This is a genomic window from Litoreibacter albidus (genome assembly GCF_900107015.1).
In the GTDB taxonomy this organism is placed as follows: domain Bacteria; phylum Pseudomonadota; class Alphaproteobacteria; order Rhodobacterales; family Rhodobacteraceae; genus Litoreibacter; species Litoreibacter albidus.
This window is the reverse complement of sequence record NZ_FNOI01000004.1, coordinates 301,343-319,366: the sequence shown is the minus strand read 5'-3', so window position 1 is coordinate 319,366 and position 18,024 is coordinate 301,343. Positions and strand designations below refer to the sequence as shown.

The 18,024-nt window shown below is 57.0% G+C and carries 20 protein-coding genes; 17 read left to right on the top strand and 3 right to left on the bottom strand.

Annotated elements, in window-relative coordinates:
* The first annotated feature begins 35 nt into the window (after nt 1-35).
* The 17 genes from secY to BLW66_RS11930 all read left to right on the top strand — a co-directional run bounded on the left by secY (nt 36) and on the right by BLW66_RS11930 (nt 15,975).
* Nucleotides 36-1,403, top strand: a complete 1,368-nt coding sequence (secY, locus tag BLW66_RS12010) for a preprotein translocase subunit SecY (RefSeq protein WP_089947400.1) — start codon at nt 36-38, stop codon at nt 1,401-1,403.
* Nucleotides 1,400-2,044 carry an adenylate kinase gene (locus BLW66_RS12005; RefSeq protein WP_089947399.1) on the top strand — a complete coding sequence of 215 codons (645 nt, stop codon included), beginning with the start codon at nt 1,400-1,402 and terminating at the stop codon, nt 2,042-2,044. Before secY ends, BLW66_RS12005 begins: the two co-directional genes overlap by 4 nt.
* A 208-nt stretch (nt 2,045-2,252) precedes the next feature.
* Entirely contained in the window at nt 2,253-2,621 is a 369-nt protein-coding gene (gene rpsM, locus BLW66_RS12000) for a 30S ribosomal protein S13 (protein ID WP_089947398.1), read from the top strand.
* Between the two features lie 15 nt (nt 2,622-2,636).
* Nucleotides 2,637-3,026, top strand: coding sequence for a 30S ribosomal protein S11 (gene rpsK / locus BLW66_RS11995; RefSeq protein WP_089947397.1), 390 nt, complete (start codon nt 2,637-2,639; stop codon nt 3,024-3,026).
* A gap of 120 nt (nt 3,027-3,146) precedes the next feature.
* Nucleotides 3,147-4,163 carry a DNA-directed RNA polymerase subunit alpha gene (locus BLW66_RS11990; RefSeq protein WP_089947396.1) on the top strand — a complete coding sequence of 339 codons (1,017 nt, stop codon included), beginning with the start codon at nt 3,147-3,149 and terminating at the stop codon, nt 4,161-4,163.
* 137 nt (nt 4,164-4,300) lie between these two features.
* A complete protein-coding gene (gene rplQ / locus BLW66_RS11985; protein WP_089947395.1) occupies nt 4,301-4,717 on the top strand; it encodes a 50S ribosomal protein L17 in 417 nt (138 codons plus the stop codon).
* Nucleotides 4,718-4,882: 165 nt separating this feature from the next.
* A complete protein-coding gene (locus BLW66_RS11980; RefSeq protein ID WP_089947394.1) occupies nt 4,883-5,425 on the top strand; it encodes a hypothetical protein in 543 nt (180 codons plus the stop codon).
* Between the two features lie 70 nt (nt 5,426-5,495).
* Nucleotides 5,496-6,878: a trypsin-like peptidase domain-containing protein gene (locus BLW66_RS11975; RefSeq protein ID WP_089947393.1), complete on the top strand. Its 1,383-nt coding sequence runs from the start codon at nt 5,496-5,498 to the stop codon at nt 6,876-6,878.
* Nucleotides 6,878-8,182, top strand: coding sequence for a replication-associated recombination protein A (locus tag BLW66_RS11970; RefSeq protein WP_089947392.1), 1,305 nt, complete (start codon nt 6,878-6,880; stop codon nt 8,180-8,182). Before BLW66_RS11975 ends, BLW66_RS11970 begins: the two co-directional genes overlap by 1 nt.
* A 31-nt stretch (nt 8,183-8,213) precedes the next feature.
* Nucleotides 8,214-8,591: a fluoride efflux transporter CrcB gene (crcB, locus tag BLW66_RS11965; RefSeq protein WP_089947391.1), complete on the top strand. Its 378-nt coding sequence runs from the start codon at nt 8,214-8,216 to the stop codon at nt 8,589-8,591.
* Nucleotides 8,588-9,646 (top strand): RluA family pseudouridine synthase, encoded by a 1,059-nt coding sequence (locus BLW66_RS11960; protein ID WP_089947390.1) that lies wholly within the window; start codon nt 8,588-8,590, stop codon nt 9,644-9,646. Before crcB ends, BLW66_RS11960 begins: the two co-directional genes overlap by 4 nt.
* Complete coding sequence (locus BLW66_RS11955) at nt 9,634-10,317, top strand: HAD-IA family hydrolase (protein WP_089947389.1); 684 nt, start codon at nt 9,634-9,636, stop codon at nt 10,315-10,317. The genes BLW66_RS11960 and BLW66_RS11955 overlap by 13 nt, the downstream gene beginning before the upstream one ends.
* Complete coding sequence (locus tag BLW66_RS11950) at nt 10,314-11,021, top strand: ATP12 family chaperone protein (RefSeq protein WP_089947388.1); 708 nt, start codon at nt 10,314-10,316, stop codon at nt 11,019-11,021. Before BLW66_RS11955 ends, BLW66_RS11950 begins: the two co-directional genes overlap by 4 nt.
* 247 nt (nt 11,022-11,268) lie before the next feature.
* Nucleotides 11,269-12,285, top strand: coding sequence for an amino acid ABC transporter substrate-binding protein (locus BLW66_RS11945; protein WP_089947387.1), 1,017 nt, complete (start codon nt 11,269-11,271; stop codon nt 12,283-12,285).
* A gap of 142 nt (nt 12,286-12,427) precedes the next feature.
* A complete protein-coding gene (locus BLW66_RS11940; RefSeq protein ID WP_089947386.1) occupies nt 12,428-13,645 on the top strand; it encodes an amino acid ABC transporter permease in 1,218 nt (405 codons plus the stop codon).
* Nucleotide 13,646: 1 nt separating this feature from the next.
* Nucleotides 13,647-15,194, top strand: a complete 1,548-nt coding sequence (locus BLW66_RS11935) for an amino acid ABC transporter permease (protein ID WP_089947385.1) — start codon at nt 13,647-13,649, stop codon at nt 15,192-15,194.
* Nucleotides 15,195-15,207: 13 nt separating this feature from the next.
* Nucleotides 15,208-15,975, top strand: coding sequence for an amino acid ABC transporter ATP-binding protein (locus BLW66_RS11930; RefSeq protein WP_089947384.1), 768 nt, complete (start codon nt 15,208-15,210; stop codon nt 15,973-15,975).
* 69 nt (nt 15,976-16,044) lie between these two features.
* Here the strand turns inward: BLW66_RS11930 and BLW66_RS11925 are convergent, their stop codons facing one another.
* From BLW66_RS11925 to BLW66_RS11915, 3 genes are read right to left on the bottom strand one after another with little or no spacing between them, the layout of a single operon-like run.
* Nucleotides 16,045-16,557, bottom strand: a complete 513-nt coding sequence (locus tag BLW66_RS11925) for a SixA phosphatase family protein (protein ID WP_170833470.1) — start codon at nt 16,555-16,557, stop codon at nt 16,045-16,047.
* Complete coding sequence (locus BLW66_RS11920; protein ID WP_089947382.1) at nt 16,554-17,216, bottom strand: ferredoxin; 663 nt, start codon at nt 17,214-17,216, stop codon at nt 16,554-16,556. The genes BLW66_RS11925 and BLW66_RS11920 overlap by 4 nt, the downstream gene beginning before the upstream one ends.
* Nucleotides 17,213-18,007: a sterol desaturase family protein gene (locus BLW66_RS11915; protein ID WP_089947381.1), complete on the bottom strand. Its 795-nt coding sequence runs from the start codon at nt 18,005-18,007 to the stop codon at nt 17,213-17,215. The genes BLW66_RS11920 and BLW66_RS11915 overlap by 4 nt, the downstream gene beginning before the upstream one ends.
* Nucleotides 18,008-18,024 lie beyond the last annotated feature (17 nt).

Here is an 18,024-nt window from a genome sequence, read left to right as displayed (position 1 = left end):
GCGCTGTGCATATCTAGACAGGGATACCCACGCACATGGCTTCAGCCGCCGAGCAAATGGCACAAAACATGAGCTGGTCCGCCTTCGGGAAGGCCACCGAGTTACGCCAACGCATTCTCTTCACCATCGGTCTGCTGATCGTCTACCGTTTGGGCACCTACATTCCGGTACCGGGCATCGACGCCGACGCCTTGCGCCAGTTCGTCGAGCAAGCCCAGCAGGGCATCGGTGGCGTGTTGAACATGTTCACCGGCGGTGCGATCGGCCGGATGGGCCTGTTTGCCCTTGGCATCATGCCATATATTTCGGCCTCTATCATTGTGCAGCTGATGACCGCCATGGTTCCTCAGCTGGAACAGCTGAAGAAAGAGGGCGAACAGGGTCGCAAGAAAATTAACCAATACACCCGCTACGGCACGGTGTTCTTGGCCACGCTGCAAGCCTACGGGCTCTCCGCCGGTCTTGAAGGCTCTGGCTTGGCGACTGATCCGGGCATGTACTTCCGCGTAGGCGCGGTGATTACGCTTGTGGGCGGCACAATGTTCCTGATGTGGTTGGGTGAGCAGATCACGCAACGCGGCATCGGCAACGGCATTTCGCTGATCATCTTTGTTGGTATCATCGCCGAAATCCCAGCCGCACTCGCGCAGTTCTTCGCACAGGGTCGTTCCGGCTCCATCAGCCCAGCGGTTATCGTTGGTGTGCTGCTGGTCGTCGTCCTGACCATCATGTTCGTGGTGTTCATGGAACGCGCGTTGCGCAAGATTCACATTCAGTACCCGCGCCGCCAAGTTGGCATGAAGGTCTATGACGGTGGTTCCTCGCATCTACCTGTAAAGGTAAACCCAGCGGGCGTTATCCCAGCGATTTTCGCGTCGTCCTTGCTGCTGTTGCCGACGACTGTGTCCACCTTCTCAGGTGCGCAAACTGGTGAGGTCATGGCGACCATTCTGGCCTACTTTGGCCCCGGTCAACCGCTGTACCTGCTGTTCTTCACCTCGATGATCGTGTTCTTCGCGTATTTCTACACCTTCAACGTGGCTTTCAAGCCAGAGGAAGTTGCAGAGAACCTGAAGTCGCAGAACGGCTTCATTCCGGGCATCCGTCCGGGCGAGCGCACCGCCGAATATCTCGAATATGTGGTTAACCGCATCCTCGTTGTGGGTGCCGCCTATCTGGCTGCCGTCTGCTTGTTGCCTGAAATTCTGCGCAGCCAACTAGCGATCCCGTTTTATTTCGGGGGCACCTCGGTTCTGATCGTTGTGTCGGTGACCATGGATACCATCCAGCAGGTTCAGTCGCACATGCTGGCGCATCAGTACGAAGGTCTGATTGAAAAATCGCAACTGCGCGGCAAGAAGCGCAATGGCAAAACCAAAGCGAAAGGGCCGTCGCGTCGATGAATATCATTCTGCTTGGGCCGCCTGGCGCGGGGAAGGGCACGCAAGCCCGTAAGTTGGTCGCGGAACGCGGCATGGTGCAGCTGTCCACAGGGGACATGCTACGCGAGGCTAAAAGCTCCGGCACAGAGATGGGCAACAAGGTTGCTGCCATCATGGATGCGGGCCAACTGGTCACCGATGAGATCGTCATCGGGCTGATCGAAGAGAAGCTTGAAGGCGACCATGCTGGTGGTTTCATTTTTGACGGCTTCCCGCGGACACTGCCGCAGGCAGACGCGTTAGGTGAGTTGTTGGCGAAGCACGGCACCACGCTTGATGCAGTCATCGAGATGCGGGTTGACGATGAGGCGCTGGTGGCGCGCATCACTGCGCGGTCTACATGTGCGAGTTGTGGCGAGGTCTACAACGATCAGATGAAGCCGATCCCCGATGATGGCAAATGCGCCAATTGTGGCGGGACGGAATTCAAGCGCCGCGCGGACGACAACGAAGAAAGCCTGCGCACCCGCCTGATGGAATACTACAAAAAGACGTCTCCACTGATTGGCTATTACTACGCCAAGGGTGACCTGAGCCCGATCAACGGTTTGGGCGAAATCGACGTGGTTGCTAAGGCCATTTCAAAGATTTTGGACGCCTAGACTAAGGCGCGGCGGCGGAGGCTATTGACCACATGTTAAAAAACTCCTAAGCCGCATCATCCCGCAAGGGAATCGCGCCACGGCCTAGCTAGCCGAAACGGTGCTGACCATATCTAAGCCAAGCCCGCAGGTTATGAAAAACCTTCGGGCTTACGTTGTGAAAAAAGGTTCCGGAGCTACGGAACCGCGACTGAAAAGGAATTGCCTCTTGGCACGTATTTCCGGCGTTAACCTGCCAGACGCGAAGCGCGTCCCCATCGCACTGACTTACATTACCGGCATCGGCCACACCTCTGCAAAAGAGATCTGTGAAGCTGTTGGTATCGACTCTACACGTCGCATGAACGAACTCTCGGACGCCGAGATTTTGAAAGTGCGTGAGTACATCGACGAAAACTACAACGTCGAAGGCGACCTGCGTCGCGAGACAACCATTAACATCAAACGTCTGATGGATCTGGGTTGCTACCGTGGCCTTCGCCACCGTCGCAATCTCCCTGTTCGCGGTCAACGGACCCACACGAACGCACGCACGCGCAAAGGCCCTGCAAAGGCCATTGCTGGCAAGAAGAAGTAAGGGGAGATCTGATCTATGGCACGTGAAAAAGTACGCACGAAGAAGAAGGTCCGCAAGAATATCGCCGCTGGCGTTGCGCACGTAAACTCTTCCTTCAACAACACAAAAATTCTGATCTCCGACGTTCAGGGCAATGCAATCTCTTGGTCCTCCGCTGGGACCATGGGCTTTAAAGGGTCGCGTAAATCGACACCTTACGCCGCTCAGATGGCTGCTGAAGATGCAGCACGCAAAGCTCAAGAGCACGGTGTTAAAACTTTGGAAGTCGAAGTTCAGGGCCCTGGCTCCGGACGTGAGTCCGCGCTGCGTGCGTTGGCTGCTGCTGGCTTGCAAATCTCGTCTATCCGTGACGTGACGCCTATGGCTCACAACGGCTGCCGCCCACCTAAGCGACGCCGCGTCTAAGACACCTATTCTATCGCGCGGTCCCCGTCCTCATTTTGGGCGGGGTCCGTGTTTGTCATTTCAACCTCGAGTGGCCCCGGATTTGGACATGATCTGCGGCCGAGCATGGAGGCGACACACATGATCCACAAAAATTGGCAAGAGCTGATTAAGCCAACTCAACTGGACGTTAAGCCAGGTAACGACCCCGCGCGCAGAGCAACCGTTATTGCAGAGCCGCTGGAGCGTGGCTTCGGCTTGACCATGGGCAACGCCCTGCGTCGCGTTCTGATGAGCTCCTTGCAAGGCGCTGCCATTACGTCGGTGCAAATCGACAACGTGCTGCACGAGTTCTCGTCGATTGCTGGCGTGCGCGAAGACGTGACGGACGTGATCCTGAACCTCAAAGGCGTGGCTATCCGCATGGAAGTCGAAGGGCCTAAGCGCCTGTCGGTTTCTGCGAAGGGGCCAGCAGTTGTAACGGCTGGTGACATCTCTGACTCCGCTGGTATCGAGGTTCTGAACCGCGACCACGTGATCTGCCACCTTGATGACGGCGCAGAGCTGTTCATGGAGCTGACAGTAAACACGGGCAAAGGTTACGTCTCCGCTGACAAGAACAAGCCGGAAGACGCGCCAATCGGCCTGATCCCGATCGACGCGATTTTCTCGCCGGTCAAGAAAGTGTCTTACGACGTGCAGCCGACCCGCGAAGGTCAAGTGCTCGACTATGACAAGCTGACCATGAAAGTCGAAACTGACGGCTCCCTGACACCTGACGATGCTGTGGCTTACGCGGCACGCATTTTGCAGGACCAGTTGGGCATCTTCGTCAACTTCGACGAGCCAGAATCCGCACGTGCGCAGGACGACGAAGACGAGCTAGAGTTCAACCCGCTTCTGCTGAAGAAGGTGGACGAGCTGGAACTGTCTGTGCGTTCGGCAAACTGTCTGAAGAACGACAACATCGTCTACATTGGCGACCTGATCCAAAAGACCGAAGCCGAGATGCTCCGCACTCCGAACTTTGGTCGCAAGTCCCTCAACGAGATCAAGGAAGTGCTGTCTGGCATGGGCTTGCATCTCGGGATGGACATCGTGGATTGGCCACCGGAGAACATCGAAGATCTTGCTAAGAAATTCGAAGACGCGTTCTAAAAGTTTCGGGGTTCGCCTGGTCGGCGGACCCCACCAATTCCGGCGCAATGACCGGGAATATATGGGCAATCCTGCCCCAACAGAGGCACCGACACGCATCGGTGACCCGTACAAAGTATAGTAGAAGGAACGACCAAATGCGTCACGCACGAGGCTATCGCCGCTTAAACCGCACACACGAGCACCGCAAAGCGCTGTTCATCAACATGTGCGGCTCGCTCATCGAGCATGAGCAAATCAAAACAACATTGCCGAAAGCTAAAGAGCTTCGTCCGATCATCGAAAAGCTGATCACTTTGGCGAAACGTGGCGATCTGCACGCCCGCCGTCAGGCAGCTTCCAAGCTGGTACAAGACAAAGATGTCGCCAAGCTGTTCGAAGTTTTGGGCCCACGCTACAAAGACCGCCAAGGTGGTTACGTGCGTGTCATGAAAGCCGGCTTCCGTTACGGCGACATGGCGCCAATGGCGATCATCGAGTTCGTCGACCGCGACGTCTCGGCCAAAGGTGCTGCTGACAAGGCCCGCCTTGAAGCAGAAGAAGCTTCCGCATAATTCGCTGCACATGTAGCAACTGGACAACCCCGCCCGAACCGGCGGGGTTTTTCACTTTTTGGTCATCCGCTCGACAACTGGAAGCGCGCCGAATAGGTATCGTGAAAACCGGTAAACTCATGAGGCGAGACCATTTTTAGACGTACGTTTCTCTTCGCTCCGTTGATGGCAATTACGCTGGCCGCCTGCAGTGCGCGCGAGGGCGGACCGCCCCCGCCAACCGATGCCGACATCGCGGCACTCGCGGCCAGCATTGCGGCCCTTGGCGATCACGTCGACCCAGATGAGGCGCGCCGTGCGGCGCATATTGCGTATGAGTACCCGATTGAACTCGCAGCGCAGTACGGCGTCACAGATACGCCGCTTGCCCACAATCGCAAGGTCAACAGAGGCGCGCGCCCGCGTGGTTTGTGCTGGCACTGGGCTGAAGATCTGCAGGCCAGGCTGAACAGCCAGAACTTTGAAACTCTGGAGGTTCACCGCGCAATTGCCAACGGCTTGAACCCGATCCTGATTTCGCACAGCACCGCGCTGATTTCGGCCAAGGGGGACAGCATGTATGATGCAATCGTGCTCGATCCTTGGCGGTATGGCGGAAAGCTGTTCTGGAGCAAGACGCTAGAAGATAAACGCTACAAATGGTATCCGAGGCTGGAAATTCTGGAAGAGCGTCGTCGTCGCCGTTTGGCCTACGAGGGTGAACTGTAACGCAGCATATGCATTGAATTTCCCATGCCGCGGCTGCATATCAGATGCACACAACAGTTTGGGGGACCTCATGCGCCTGTTTCTACCTGTTCTTGTTAGTCTAGCATTTGTCTTGCCGGTGTCTGCGCAGGTTAAAGTGCCCGAAAGCCAAGCAGAGATTAGCCTAAGCTTCGCACCTCTGGTCAAAGAGGCGGCGCCCGCCGTTGTAAACATTTTTGCTAACCGCGTTGTTCAGCAATCCGAAAGCCCGTTTCGCGGCAACCCGATGTTTGAAGAGCTGTTTCGCGGCTTTGGTGCGACGCGACCAAGGGTGCAGAACTCGCTCGGCTCTGGCGTGATCTTGTCGGACGACGGGATCGTCGTGTCGAACTATCACGTCGTGGGGATGGCCACTGAAATCCGTGTGGTTCTGACCGATCGCCGCGAATTTGAGGCGGAGATACTTTTGGCGGACCAAGACAGCGATCTGGCAATCCTCAAGATCAACTCCGACACGCCGTTGCCGCATCTCGATCTTCGCGACAGCGATGATGTTGAAGTGGGCGAGTTGGCGCTGGCGATTGGGAACCCGTTCGGGATTGGCCAAACCGTGACCTCCGGTATCGTTTCAGGGTTGGCGCGATCCGGCATGGCGACAGGAAATGCACGCGGCTACTTTTTGCAAACTGACGCTGCCATTAACCCAGGCAACTCCGGCGGCGCGTTGATCGACGCGAAGGGGCAACTCATCGGGGTGAATACCTCCATCCTGACGCGTTCTGGCGGCTCAAACGGGGTGGGCTTCGCTATCCCAGCCAACCTAGTGGCGCGGTACGTGGAGCAGGCGCGTGCGGGTAATGAGACATTCACACAGGCTTGGGCGGGCATCTACGGTCAAGCCGTTGATTACTCTTTGGCGGAAGGGTTCGGCCTCAGCGTGCCGGAAGGGGTGGTGATCACCTCAATGCACGCAGCCAGCCCCTTTGCGACCGCTGGCTTAGAGGCGGGCGATATAGTGCTTTCGGTGGACGGACAGCCGGTTAACACCCCTGCGGAGATGTTATTTCGAATGTCGGTGCGCCCTGTGGGCGGCATGATAGAAGTCGAGTATCTGTCCGACGGTGAAATCCAAACTGTAGACGTTGGGTTGATCGTGGCCCCGGACACGCCGGACCGCGACACCCGCACGATACGCGGCGGCACCTTGGCCGGTCTTACAGTTGCAAACATCAACCCGGCCGTTCAGTCGGAGTTAAAGCTACCGACCTCCGTGTCGGAGGGCGTCGTTGTCTTGAATATCGACGGGCCGTTAGCCCGCGTGGGCTTGCGCGTCGGGGACGTTTTGAGCGCGATCAACGGCGATGTGGTAGAGACCACTAAGGACGTGGATGAAGCCTCCGAGGCGCGCTCTCGAAATTGGCGCATTGATGGCGTGCGCGGCGGTCAACGCTTCTCCTACCGGTTCCGTATCTAGTGGCGGATCTCTTTGACACGGGCGCGAAAGCCCCTTCGAAAATGCAACCTCTGGCCGACAGGCTTAGGCCAAAGACGTTGGGCGAGGTAATAGGGCAAGAGCAAGTGCTAGGCCCTGACAGCCCACTTGGCGTTATGCTGGCGTCGGGCGCGCTCTCATCGCTGATCTTTTGGGGGCCGCCGGGTGTCGGGAAGACAACGATCGCGCGGTTGCTGGCTGATGAGACTGATCTGAATTTTGTTCAGATAAGTGCGATTTTTACCGGCGTCCCCGATCTGAAGAAGATTTTCGAAGCGGCCAAAGTCCGTCGTGAAAACGGGCAGGGGACGTTGCTCTTCGTGGACGAGATCCACCGCTTCAACAAAGCGCAACAGGACGGCTTTCTGCCGTATATGGAAGATGGCACGATCTTGTTAGTGGGGGCCACCACCGAGAACCCGTCGTTCGAGTTGAATGCCGCTGTGCTGTCACGCGCACAGGTTCTGGTGCTCACGCGGTTGTCCTTGGCCGATTTGGAACGACTGGCGCAGCGCGCCGAGAAAGACTTCAACAAGCCGCTGCTGCTTGATCCGGAGGCCCGCGCGGCCCTTTTGGAAATGGCGGACGGAGACGGGCGAAGCTTACTTAATTTGATCGAGCAAATCAGCGCTTGGACATTGAGTGAAAAGCTGACGCCAGAAGGTTTGGGGAAACGTCTGATGCGCCGCGCGGCGCAATACGACAAGTCGGGTGATAGCCATTACAACTTGATCAGCGCATTACACAAATCCGTGCGCGGTTCTGACCCTGACGCGGCGCTCTACTGGTATGCCCGCATGTTGACGGGCGGCGAAGATCCCAGATATCTGGCACGCCGCATTACCCGTATGGCGGTTGAGGATATCGGGTTGGCAGACACGAATGCGCATCGCGTTTGCCTTGATGCGTGGGAAACTTATGAACGTCTAGGCTCGCCAGAGGGGGAGTTGGCGCTGGCGCAGGCCGTCACCTATCTGGCGCTCGCCCCGAAATCGAACGCGGGCTATGCGGCGTATAAGAACGCGATGGCCGCAGCCAAGAAAACTGGGTCCGAACCTCCACCCAAACACATCTTGAATGCGCCGACGGCTCTGATGAAGGATCAAGGCTACGGCGATGGTTATGCGTATGATCATGACGCGGAAGACGCCTTTTCTGGGCAGAACTACTTTCCTGAAACCATGAAGCGCGGCGTTTACTACACACCGGTCGAGCGCGGGTTCGAGAGGGAATTGAAGCGGCGGGTTGATTACTTTACCAAGCTGCGGGCGAAACGCGAAACTTGACTCTGGCCTAAGCAGGGCACAGAGAACGCCCATGTTTTACACCACTCTTCAAGTTGCCCTTGGTGGGGCCATTGGCGCTGCGCTGCGGTTTCTGGCGAGCGTTGGCGTTCTCAAGCTGTCCGGCTCGGGGTTTCCGCTGGCGGTGCTATCGGTCAACGTGGTGGGCAGCTTTGTGATGGGGCTCTTCGTTGTGTTTGCGGCCAAAACCGCCAACACACACTTGAACCCCTTCGTGATGACCGGCCTTTTGGGTGGCTTCACGACGTTTTCAGCCTTTTCCCTAGAGGCATACACCCTATTTGAGCGTGGCCAGACGGGCGCAGCCGGTCTATACGTGCTCGCTTCCGTTACACTGTCCATCGCTGGACTGATCGCAGGCGTGATGATCGCCAGAGGACTATTCGCATGAGCAAGGTACAAACCCTGAAAATTGGCCCCGACGAGGCAGAGCAGCGGCTCGACCGTTGGTTCCGCAAGCAATTCCCGCATGTTCCTCAGGGCCGCATCGAGAAGATGTGCCGCAAGGGCGAGATTCGCGTTGACGGTGGGCGCGTAAAATCGAACACCCGCGTCGGGCCGGGGCAAGAGGTGCGTATCCCGCCGCTCCCGACTGAGGAGGACATGGAGGCGCAGACGCGCATGCCGCACGTCTCCAAGGCTGACGCGGAGATGATCCGCAACTGCGTGATCTATAAGGATGACCACATTATCGCTTTGAATAAACCACCAGGTTTGGCGGTTCAGGGCGGTTCAAAGACGACGCGGCATGTTGACGGTATGGCGGCGGCGCTAAGCTTTGATCGGCATGACACACCGCGACTTGTTCACCGCTTGGATAAAGATACCTCTGGCGTGTTGGTTTTGGCGCGTACGCCTGCGATGGCGACAGCGTTGACAGCTGCTTTCCGTCACCACGGCACGCGCAAGATCTACTGGGCGATGGTCGCTGGCGTCCCATACCCGAAGATCGGGACGATCAAATACGGCCTCATGAAAGCGCCCGGCCATGGTAAAGGCGGCGAGGGCGAGAAGATGCACTGCGTCCACCCGAACGAGGTCGCACAGACTCCGAACGCAAAACGCGCGCAGACAGACTACGCAACGCTTTGCTTCCTCGGGCAACGGGCATCATGGATGGCGTTGGTTCCGGTAACGGGTCGAACGCACCAACTGCGCGCGCATATGGCTGAAATGGGTCATCCTATCGTGGGTGATGGCAAATACGGCGGGTCTGGTCAGGAAAACATGGGTGACGGCTGGGGCTCCCAGCTGGGTGATGAGATTAGCAAGAAGATGCACCTGCACGCGCGGTCGCTTGAGTTTGAACATCCGGTGACTGGCAAGATTGTGACCCTTCGCGCCGAATTGCCGGATCACATGCAGCGCACGTGGGACTTCCTTGGCTGGACCGAGAACGATGTGCCGAATGACCCCTTCGATGCGGATGAGAAATGGCAGAGCTAAAGCTCGTCATTTTTGACGTCGACGGGACGCTGGTGGATAGTCAAGACGACATCGTCGCAGCGATGACGACAACGTTCACTGCCATCGGTCAGCCGGTGCCGTCGCGGGCCGAGATATTGGGCATTGTCGGCCTGTCGTTGCCAGCGGCGTTCCAGAAGCTTGCGCCCGCGCTGTATGGTGCGCACGGCGATACACTGGTTGAGGGGTATAAGACGTCGTTCAGGACCTCGCGCAAGCTGCGTAAAAGCACGGATAGCAGCCCGCTCTACCCAGGTGCGCTGGACGCGATTAAGCGGCTTCACGCGCAAGACAACGTTTTGCTGGGCATTGCGACTGGCAAGTCGCGCAGGGGTTTGGATCATCTGCTGGACGCCCATAAGTTGCGCCACTTTTTTGTGACGACGCAGGTTGCCGATGATCATCCCTCCAAGCCGCATCCCTCCATGCTGGAGCGCTGCATGTATGACGCAGGCGTTGAGGCGGCCCATACGGTGATGATTGGTGACACGAGCTACGACATGGACATGGCTAACAACGCAAAAATCGCGTCCGTGGGAGTATGCTGGGGCTACCACACAGCCGAAGTCCTGCAGCCCCGTGCAAACCTGTTGATAGATGACTATGCGGACCTCGACGCCGCCTTGAACAAGATTTGGAGAGCTTCCCTATGAGTGATTGGGCCGCGAAACGCTTTTGGAAAAATGTAAGCGCTGAGGAGGTCGATGGTGGCTTCGCCGTGCATCTGGATGGTCGGCCTGTGCGGACACCTTTGAAGACGCCGGTGATCGTTCCGACGCAGGCTATGGCCGATGCCATGCGCGCCGAATGGGACGCCCAAGTCGAGAAGGTCGACCCGCTGAGCATGCCCGTCACCCGTGCGGCGAACGCGGCGCTGGATAAGGTAGCGACGCAACACGCCGAGGTCGTAGATATGTTGTCGGCTTACGGAGACAGCGATTTGCTATGCTATCGTGCGGAGGGTCCGGATGGATTGGTGGCTGCTCAGGCTGCTGGCTGGGATCCGCTCGTCGATTGGTCCGCCACTGACCTTGGCGCGCCGCTTTTGCTGCGCACCGGAGTTATGCACGCGCCGCAAGACCCTAAATCGCTTGCAACGTTGCATGCCCATGTGGCTGATTTCGATGCGTTTCAGCTGACCGCTTTCCATGATCTCGTGGCGATCTCTGGCTCGTTGATTCTCGGACTCGCGGTCACCCGAGACAGACTTACAGCCGAACAGGTATGGGACTTAAGTCGAATCGATGAAAGCTGGCAAATCGCGCAATGGGGGGCTGATGAAGAGGCAGAAGCCCAAGCAGCGCTAAAAAAACGGGATCTGATCCGCGCGGAGGCCTTCTTCCGGCTATGTGCCTGAGGTTGGCGCGAAATGGCTAATAATGTGATACTTTCTCTCCTTTTTTCATCAAAGCCGCTATTTTTCATGAAAAAATGCCCCCGCTGACCTAGGGGAAATCTGGCGTATTACCTTGACGTTCGTTCGCCGATTTGCCCTTATTCAGGCTCACCAAGGGATATTGCATCCCTTCGTATCTATACCGGCCTTTCACTCGGCCGGAAAAACCGCCCCGCCAAAAGGGGTGGACCATCAGGAAGAGGTAAATATGAAAAAATCCGTTTTTCTTGGCGCCCTGACAGTTGCTGGCATCGTTGCCGGCGGTGCATCGGCAGCCACGCTTGACGAAGTAAAAGCACGCGGCAAGCTGAACTGCGGCGTGACGACTGGCGTTCCAGGCTTTGCTGAGCCAGACGCAAGCGGTGTATGGCAGGGTTTCGACGTTGCAGTTTGCCGCGCTGTTGCCGCTGCTGTTCTGGGTGACGGCAATGCTGTCGAGTTTGTTCCGACAACTGGTAAGACACGCTTCACCGCGCTGGCTTCCGGCGAAATCGACCTGTTGGCACGTAACACGACTTGGACATTCTCCCGTGACGTTGACCTGAAGTTCGAATTCATCGGCGTAAACTACTACGATGGCCAAGGCTTCATGGTTCCAAAAGAGCTGGGCGTTGCATCCGCTAAAGATCTGGACGGCGCGACCGTTTGTATCCAAACTGGTACAACAACAGAGCTGAACCTCGCGGACTTCTTCCGCGCGAACAACATCTCTTATGAGCCAGTTCCGATCGAAACCGGTGCAGAAGCTGTTCAGCAGTACATCGCTGGCGCTTGTGACGTTTACACAACTGACGCATCCGCTCTGGCTGCTCAGCGTGCGAACTTCGAAGACCCAACAGCACACGTTCTGCTGCCAGAAATCATCTCGAAAGAGCCACTCGGCCCGCTGGTCCGTCACGGCGACAACGAATGGGCAGATATCGCGCGTTGGACACTGAACGCACTGATCTCCGCTGAAGAGCTGAACGTGACTTCCGTGAACCTTGAAGAGCTGTCCGCAGGTACCGAGAACCCGGAGATCAACCGTCTTCTGGGCACCGAAGGTGAACTGGGTTCCATGCTGGGCCTGGACGCTGGCTGGGCAAAAGCTGCACTGGGTGTTGCTGGTAACTACGGCGAAATCTTCGAGCAAAACATCGGCGCTGCGACCCCAATCGGTCTGGCCCGTGGCTTGAACGCACAGTGGACTGACGGCGGCCTGATCTACTCGCCACCGTTCCGCTAGAACCTGATCGGAAGGGGGCGCGATTGTTTCGCGCCCCTTTTCACCTCCAAGACACCAGACCAAAACAATAAAGAGCTGGCAGCACCGCACGCGCAAATGACGTGCATTTCATAAGCGCCGGCCTAGACAGGGAACGTCCCAGATGACGACAATAGCCGACCCCCATAAGGAGTCGTTCCGGCTTTCTATGCTGTTGAACGATACGCGCTACCGCTCTCTTACATTTCAGTTCATCGCGCTGGTAGCGATCATCGCGACCATGGCCTTTATCGGCGGCAATCTTGTGCGAAATCTGGCTGAGGCCGGGTTGAACATCTCCTACGATTTTCTTGGCGCGCAGGCTGGTTACGACATCAACCAACGCCCGATTTCCTACGACAGTCAGGATACCCATGGCCGCGCCGCTATGGTCGGGCTGCTGAATACGCTCATCGTGGCGGTTCTTGGCTGCGTCACAGCCACCATCATCGGCGTCGTTGCCGGCGTTCTGCGCCTGTCGCCAAACTGGCTGGTGCGCAAAATCATGGCGTTCTACGTGGAAATCTTCCGCAACGTGCCGGTGCTGATCTGGATTCTCATCATTTTCTCAATAATGATCAACGCCACGCCCGCGCCACGGGCGTTCCGCGGTGACAATGCGACCGCGTCGATGTGGTTGTTTGATTCCATCGCGGTCACCAACCGTGGTGTTTATCTGCCTGCCCCTATCTGGGGGCCGGGCTCCCTCCTGGTTGTCGGCGTCTTCCTTGCTTCAATCGTTGGCATCTTCATGTACCGCCGCTACGCGCGCAAACAGCTCTTCGATCACGGTAAGATGGTGCCGACCTTCTGGCCGTCTGTCGCGCTGTTCTTTATCCCTGCAATCCTGGCGCAGATTGTGCTCGGATCGCCCATTACGTTGGACTACCCTGCGTTGAAAGGTTTCAACTTTCAAGGTGGCGCACAAATTCGGGGATCGCTGATTGCCCTGTGGTTTGCGTTGGCAATTTACACGGGTGCCTTTATCGCTGAGAACGTGCGGGCCGGTATTTTGGCGATCTCCAAAGGCCAAAGCGAAGCCGCTGGCGCGCTGGGACTCCGTCCGGGTCGGATTATGAACCTTGTGATCTTGCCGCAAGCGCTGCGGGTCATTATCCCGCCGCTGATTTCGCAGTACCTAAACATTACCAAGAACTCCTCGCTGGCTATTGCAGTGGGCTACATGGATCTGACGGGAACGCTGGGGGGCATTACTTTGCTTCAAACCGGACGTGCCATTGAATCCGTGCTGCTGCTGATGCTGTTTTACCTCATCATCTCGCTGGCGATTTCGTTCTTCATGAATATCTACAACAACTCAATGAAGCTGAAGGAACGCTGAGATGTCAGATACACACGCTCAAACCGTCGCCTTCGTTCGCGAAACGCAAATTCCACCGTCCCCGCCACCTGTTACAGAGGCCGGTGCCGTAAAGTGGGTTCGTGAGAACTTGTTCTCGGGGGTGTTCAACACTGTCCTGACATTAGTCGCGATCTACTTTGTGGCGCGCTTCGCCGTCTTCGTCTTCCCGTGGTTCTATAACGGTGTTTGGGAGGCCAGCAGCCGTAAGGAATGTCTCGACATCTTGGACGGCGCAACGGGTGCTTGCTTTGCGGTACTCGTTGATCGGTGGGACCACTTGGTCTTTGGCTTTAAGTACCCGCCTGACGGGTACTGGCGCATTCTGGTGGCCTTCATCCTGTTGGTTGTTGCCGCCGCGCCAGCATTGTTTGCGTCGCTGCCCCGCAAGTTGCTGTTCTTCACAGCCTTCTACCCCTTCTTGGCGTTCTGGCTGATTTGGGGCGGGTCACTTTGGTTCCCGTTGACTATTCTGGGGCTGATCATCGCGACCGTGCTGGTATTCCGGCTGATCTCTGCGCAAATCCCCGTCAACTTTCGCCAGATCGTGTCGGCTGTCATCGGCGGGATTTGTGGCATTGGCTTGGCCTACTTGCTGTTCATCGGTGCAAAAGAGTTGGTGTTCATCGCGAACTCGGTCGGCACCGAAGGTGCTATTGCAACGATTGCCTATGGCGTGTTCTGGGTCATGGCTGTTTTCGCGTTCGTGTTCTGTGTTCCTATGGGCATCTTCGTGGGCTACGCGATCTACAACAGCTTTGAGGATGGCGGGCTGGTATCAATCGTGGCGTCCCTGCTGTTCGCATACGTCGCCTTCAGCTTCTTGCTGGCTCCGATCTGGATGGCGCTGAATTCGGTCGTTCCGATTGAGCTGGAAGCCGTTGCATCGCGTGACATGGGGGGCTTCATGCTCAACATGTTGTTGGGTACGATCTGCGTGTCGTTGTCGGTGCCTTTGGGCATCTTGCTTGCACTTGGTCGTCAATCGCCTATGCCGCTGATCAAGGGCGTCTGTGTGGTGTTCATCGAGTTTATCCGTGGCGTTCCATTGATCACGCTGCTGTTCGTGGCGAACGTGATGCTCGCGTATTTCCTGCCGCCTGAATCCAACTTCGATCTGATCTTGCGCGTTATCATCATGATCACGTTGTTCTCTGCGGCATATATTGCCGAGGTGATCCGTGGGGGCCTCGCGGCCCTGCCGAAAGGTCAATACGAGGCAGCGGATAGTCTTGGTCTGAACTACAACCAAGCGACCCGTTTGATCATTCTGCCGCAGGCTTTGAAAATCTCTATTCCAGGCATCGTGAATGTCGCGGTGGGGCTGTTCAAGGATACCACGCTAGTGTCGATCATCTCGATGTTCGATCTGGTCGGTATGATCCGTGGCCCCATTCAAAACTCGACCGAGTGGACCAGTGTTTACTGGGAAGTGTACGGCTTTGGTGCCTTGCTCTTCTTCGTCGTGTGCTACTCGATCTCGCAATATTCCCAGTGGCTAGAGCGTCAGCTCAACACCAGCCACCACTAAGGAGACCTTAACAATGAACCAAGCATCCCAAATGACGGTCTCCGACGAAGTCGCGATCGAGATCACGAACATGAACAAGTGGTACGGCACGTTTCACGTGCTGCGCGATATTGATCTGACCGTGCAGCGCGGCGAACGTATCGTGATCTGCGGGCCGTCCGGCTCGGGTAAATCCACACTCATCCGGTGCATTAACGCGCTGGAAGAGCACCAGAAGGGCAAGATCGTTGTGGATGGCACGGTGCTGTCGTCCGATCTGAAAAACATCGACAAAATCCGCTCCGAGGTTGGCATGTGCTTCCAGCACTTCAACCTGTTCCCACATCTCACCATTTTGGAGAACTGCACGCTGGCACCGATCTGGGTGCGCAAAACACCTAAGAAAGAAGCCGAAGAAATCGCGATGCATTTCCTTGAGAAGGTCAAAATTCCTGAGCAGGCCGACAAGTACCCCGGTCAGCTTTCGGGTGGCCAGCAGCAGCGTGTGGCGATCGCGCGTTCTTTGTGCATGCAGCCACGCATTATGCTGTTCGACGAACCGACATCTGCGCTTGACCCCGAGATGATCAAAGAGGTGCTCGACACCATGATCGAGCTGGCGGAAGAAGGCATGACCATGCTCTGTGTGACCCACGAAATGGGCTTCGCACGTCAGGTTGCCAACCGCGTGATCTTCATGGATGCGGGACAAATTGTGGAGCAGAACGAGCCGGAAGAATTCTTCAACAACCCCAAATCGGAACGTACACAATTGTTCCTGAGCCAGATTTTGGGTCACTAAGGCTGAGAAAAAACACAAAAAAGGCCCCGAGTATTTGTCGGGGCCTTTTTTGCATTCGATGTACAGGTTCTAGGCTGTGTTCAGCTCTTTCAGTTCGCGCGGGACGATGAACTGTATGACACGCGCCATGCCAAATTTCAGATCAGCCCAGTCATCTACTGGTACTTCGGTGATCAAGGTTGCTGTCGTCGGGTAGACCGAAAAGCGGTCGTGCACCGGGCGCACGTCCACGATACGCGCCGCCAGCTCCGCCATTCCGGGATTGTGCCCTACAATCATCAAATCACCCTTAGGCGCGCGCTGAATGCGGGCAAGAATGGTATCTGCAGAGGCATGATAAAGGCCCGCGTCTAGAGTGAGGCTCGGTGCATTTCCCATCTCATAGATCATCAGCTCCGCGGTTTCCTTGGCGCGGGCGGCGTCTGAGGACAGCACTTGCGAGGGGGTGTGCCTGCGGCCCTGAACCCAATTTCCCATCCGTTGTGCTGCTGACTGCCCCCTCTCGTTAAGTGGTCTGTCGTGATCGTCCAGCGTCAAGTCGTTCCAGCTGGATTTGGCGTGGCGGGTGAGGATGAGTTTCAAGTAGCGGCCCCCTTGTGAAATATCGACATGTGATACGCCGACTGTTCCTCCACCCTGCCATAGCTTTGGGACAGCGGGCAAGCGCGGCGCACGTTGCAGCCCTTGGTCAGCTGCGTTCGGCCTGCTGGCGTATCGAGGTGGTCGTGGCATTTGGGGACGTCATAGCCAGCCGCAGTCAGCGCGCCGGAGGGGCAGGCCGTCAGGCATGGTTCGACCGCACAGCTATCGCAGGGGCGTGTACAGGGCGGTGGCAACTCCAACCGGTCAGGCAGGGCCAAGGCGCCGCGGTAAGAGACCATTAACCCGGCTTCTGCGTGCACGAGCAACGACACGGGGCTTTGCCACGCATGGCCCGATGCCAAGGCCCAGCGAAAGAACGGCTGATACGGAGGACCACCAAAGGGGAACAGCGCGGTCGCATGAAGCTGCTGCGCGAGGTCGTTGATGACGCGAAGGGACCACCGATCCATAGGGTCGGCAGCATCGTCCCGCCACTCAGGTGAGGCTGTGAACGCGTCCCAAAATCCAGGCTCATTCGGGCCGAGCAGCACCAGTGTGCCGCAGCCTTCGGGGGCTAAGTCTTCAGGTTTGGGATGAAATGCCCCCAGAATGTCCAAGTTGACGTTACGACAGCGGGCGCGCAATTCGTCCAAGGTCATTTGTTGCGAAATGGCAGGGCAAGGGTCCAGCCGAGTTTTGACGGGCGGCCGTCTTGCCAGCGTAACCCGATCTTCATGTCGTCGTGTCCCTCACTCGGTTGGGCAATGTAGGTGCGAAACATGCGGTCCCAGATTGATAGGGAAAAACCGTAGTTGCTGTCATGTTCAGCGCGGTGGACCGAATGGTGCACGCGGTGCATGTCGGGTGTCACAAGAACGCGGCGAAGCACTGCGTCCAGCCGTAGCGGCAGCTTGATGTTTGCGTGATTGAACATGGCTGTGCCGTTCAGGATGATCTCGAACAAGATGACGGCCACCGCTGCGGGGCCCAAGGCATAGACCAGCCCGATCTTGAGCAGCATGGACAGGCCGATCTCAATGGGGTGAAAGCGGATGGCCGTGGTGACGTCTATGTCGACGTCCGCGTGGTGGACCTGATGCAGACGCCACAGTAGCGGTACCTTGTGCGTAATCAGATGCTGCGCCCAGATTGCAAAATCAAGGATCAGGATGGCCAGCACCACTTCGATCCAAACGGGCCAATCCAGTGTATTGAAAATCCCCCAGCCTTTAGATGAGGCGTCATAAGCCGCGCCCACGGCGAGGAGTGGCAAGAATACAGCCATCGCACGCAGCGTGACGGTATCAAGAATGATGATGGCCCAGTTCGTCGTCCAGCGCGCTTTGCGCGTTTGTGTGCGGTTACGGCGGGGGGCGAAGGCCTCCACAGCAGCAAAGAGCGCGAACAGGCCTGCAAAGACCACCAATCGGACGAGAGCTTCGTTTTCCATGACCTTCAACCTACGGC

What these genes read in the sequence shown, in the direction of transcription:
- BLW66_RS11915 (WP_089947381.1), bottom strand. Translation starts at nt 18,007, where the DNA reads ATGGAAAACGAAGCTCTCGTCCGATTGGTGGTCTTTGCAGGCCTGTTC.
- BLW66_RS11935 (WP_089947385.1), top strand. Translation starts at nt 13,647, where the DNA reads ATGTCAGATACACACGCTCAAACCGTCGCCTTCGTTCGCGAAACGCAA.
- rplQ (WP_089947395.1), top strand. Translation starts at nt 4,301, where the DNA reads ATGCGTCACGCACGAGGCTATCGCCGCTTAAACCGCACACACGAGCAC.
- crcB (WP_089947391.1), top strand. Translation starts at nt 8,214, where the DNA reads ATGTTTTACACCACTCTTCAAGTTGCCCTTGGTGGGGCCATTGGCGCT.
- rpsK (WP_089947397.1), top strand. Translation starts at nt 2,637, where the DNA reads ATGGCACGTGAAAAAGTACGCACGAAGAAGAAGGTCCGCAAGAATATC.
- BLW66_RS11960 (WP_089947390.1), top strand. Translation starts at nt 8,588, where the DNA reads ATGAGCAAGGTACAAACCCTGAAAATTGGCCCCGACGAGGCAGAGCAG.
- BLW66_RS11980 (WP_089947394.1), top strand. Translation starts at nt 4,883, where the DNA reads ATGGCAATTACGCTGGCCGCCTGCAGTGCGCGCGAGGGCGGACCGCCC.
- BLW66_RS11920 (WP_089947382.1), bottom strand. Translation starts at nt 17,216, where the DNA reads ATGACCTTGGACGAATTGCGCGCCCGCTGTCGTAACGTCAACTTGGAC.
- BLW66_RS11975 (WP_089947393.1), top strand. Translation starts at nt 5,496, where the DNA reads ATGCGCCTGTTTCTACCTGTTCTTGTTAGTCTAGCATTTGTCTTGCCG.
- BLW66_RS11940 (WP_089947386.1), top strand. Translation starts at nt 12,428, where the DNA reads ATGACGACAATAGCCGACCCCCATAAGGAGTCGTTCCGGCTTTCTATG.
- BLW66_RS12005 (WP_089947399.1), top strand. Translation starts at nt 1,400, where the DNA reads ATGAATATCATTCTGCTTGGGCCGCCTGGCGCGGGGAAGGGCACGCAA.
- BLW66_RS11930 (WP_089947384.1), top strand. Translation starts at nt 15,208, where the DNA reads ATGAACCAAGCATCCCAAATGACGGTCTCCGACGAAGTCGCGATCGAG.
- secY (WP_089947400.1), top strand. Translation starts at nt 36, where the DNA reads ATGGCTTCAGCCGCCGAGCAAATGGCACAAAACATGAGCTGGTCCGCC.
- BLW66_RS11945 (WP_089947387.1), top strand. Translation starts at nt 11,269, where the DNA reads ATGAAAAAATCCGTTTTTCTTGGCGCCCTGACAGTTGCTGGCATCGTT.
- BLW66_RS11950 (WP_089947388.1), top strand. Translation starts at nt 10,314, where the DNA reads ATGAGTGATTGGGCCGCGAAACGCTTTTGGAAAAATGTAAGCGCTGAG.
- BLW66_RS11990 (WP_089947396.1), top strand. Translation starts at nt 3,147, where the DNA reads ATGATCCACAAAAATTGGCAAGAGCTGATTAAGCCAACTCAACTGGAC.
- BLW66_RS11955 (WP_089947389.1), top strand. Translation starts at nt 9,634, where the DNA reads ATGGCAGAGCTAAAGCTCGTCATTTTTGACGTCGACGGGACGCTGGTG.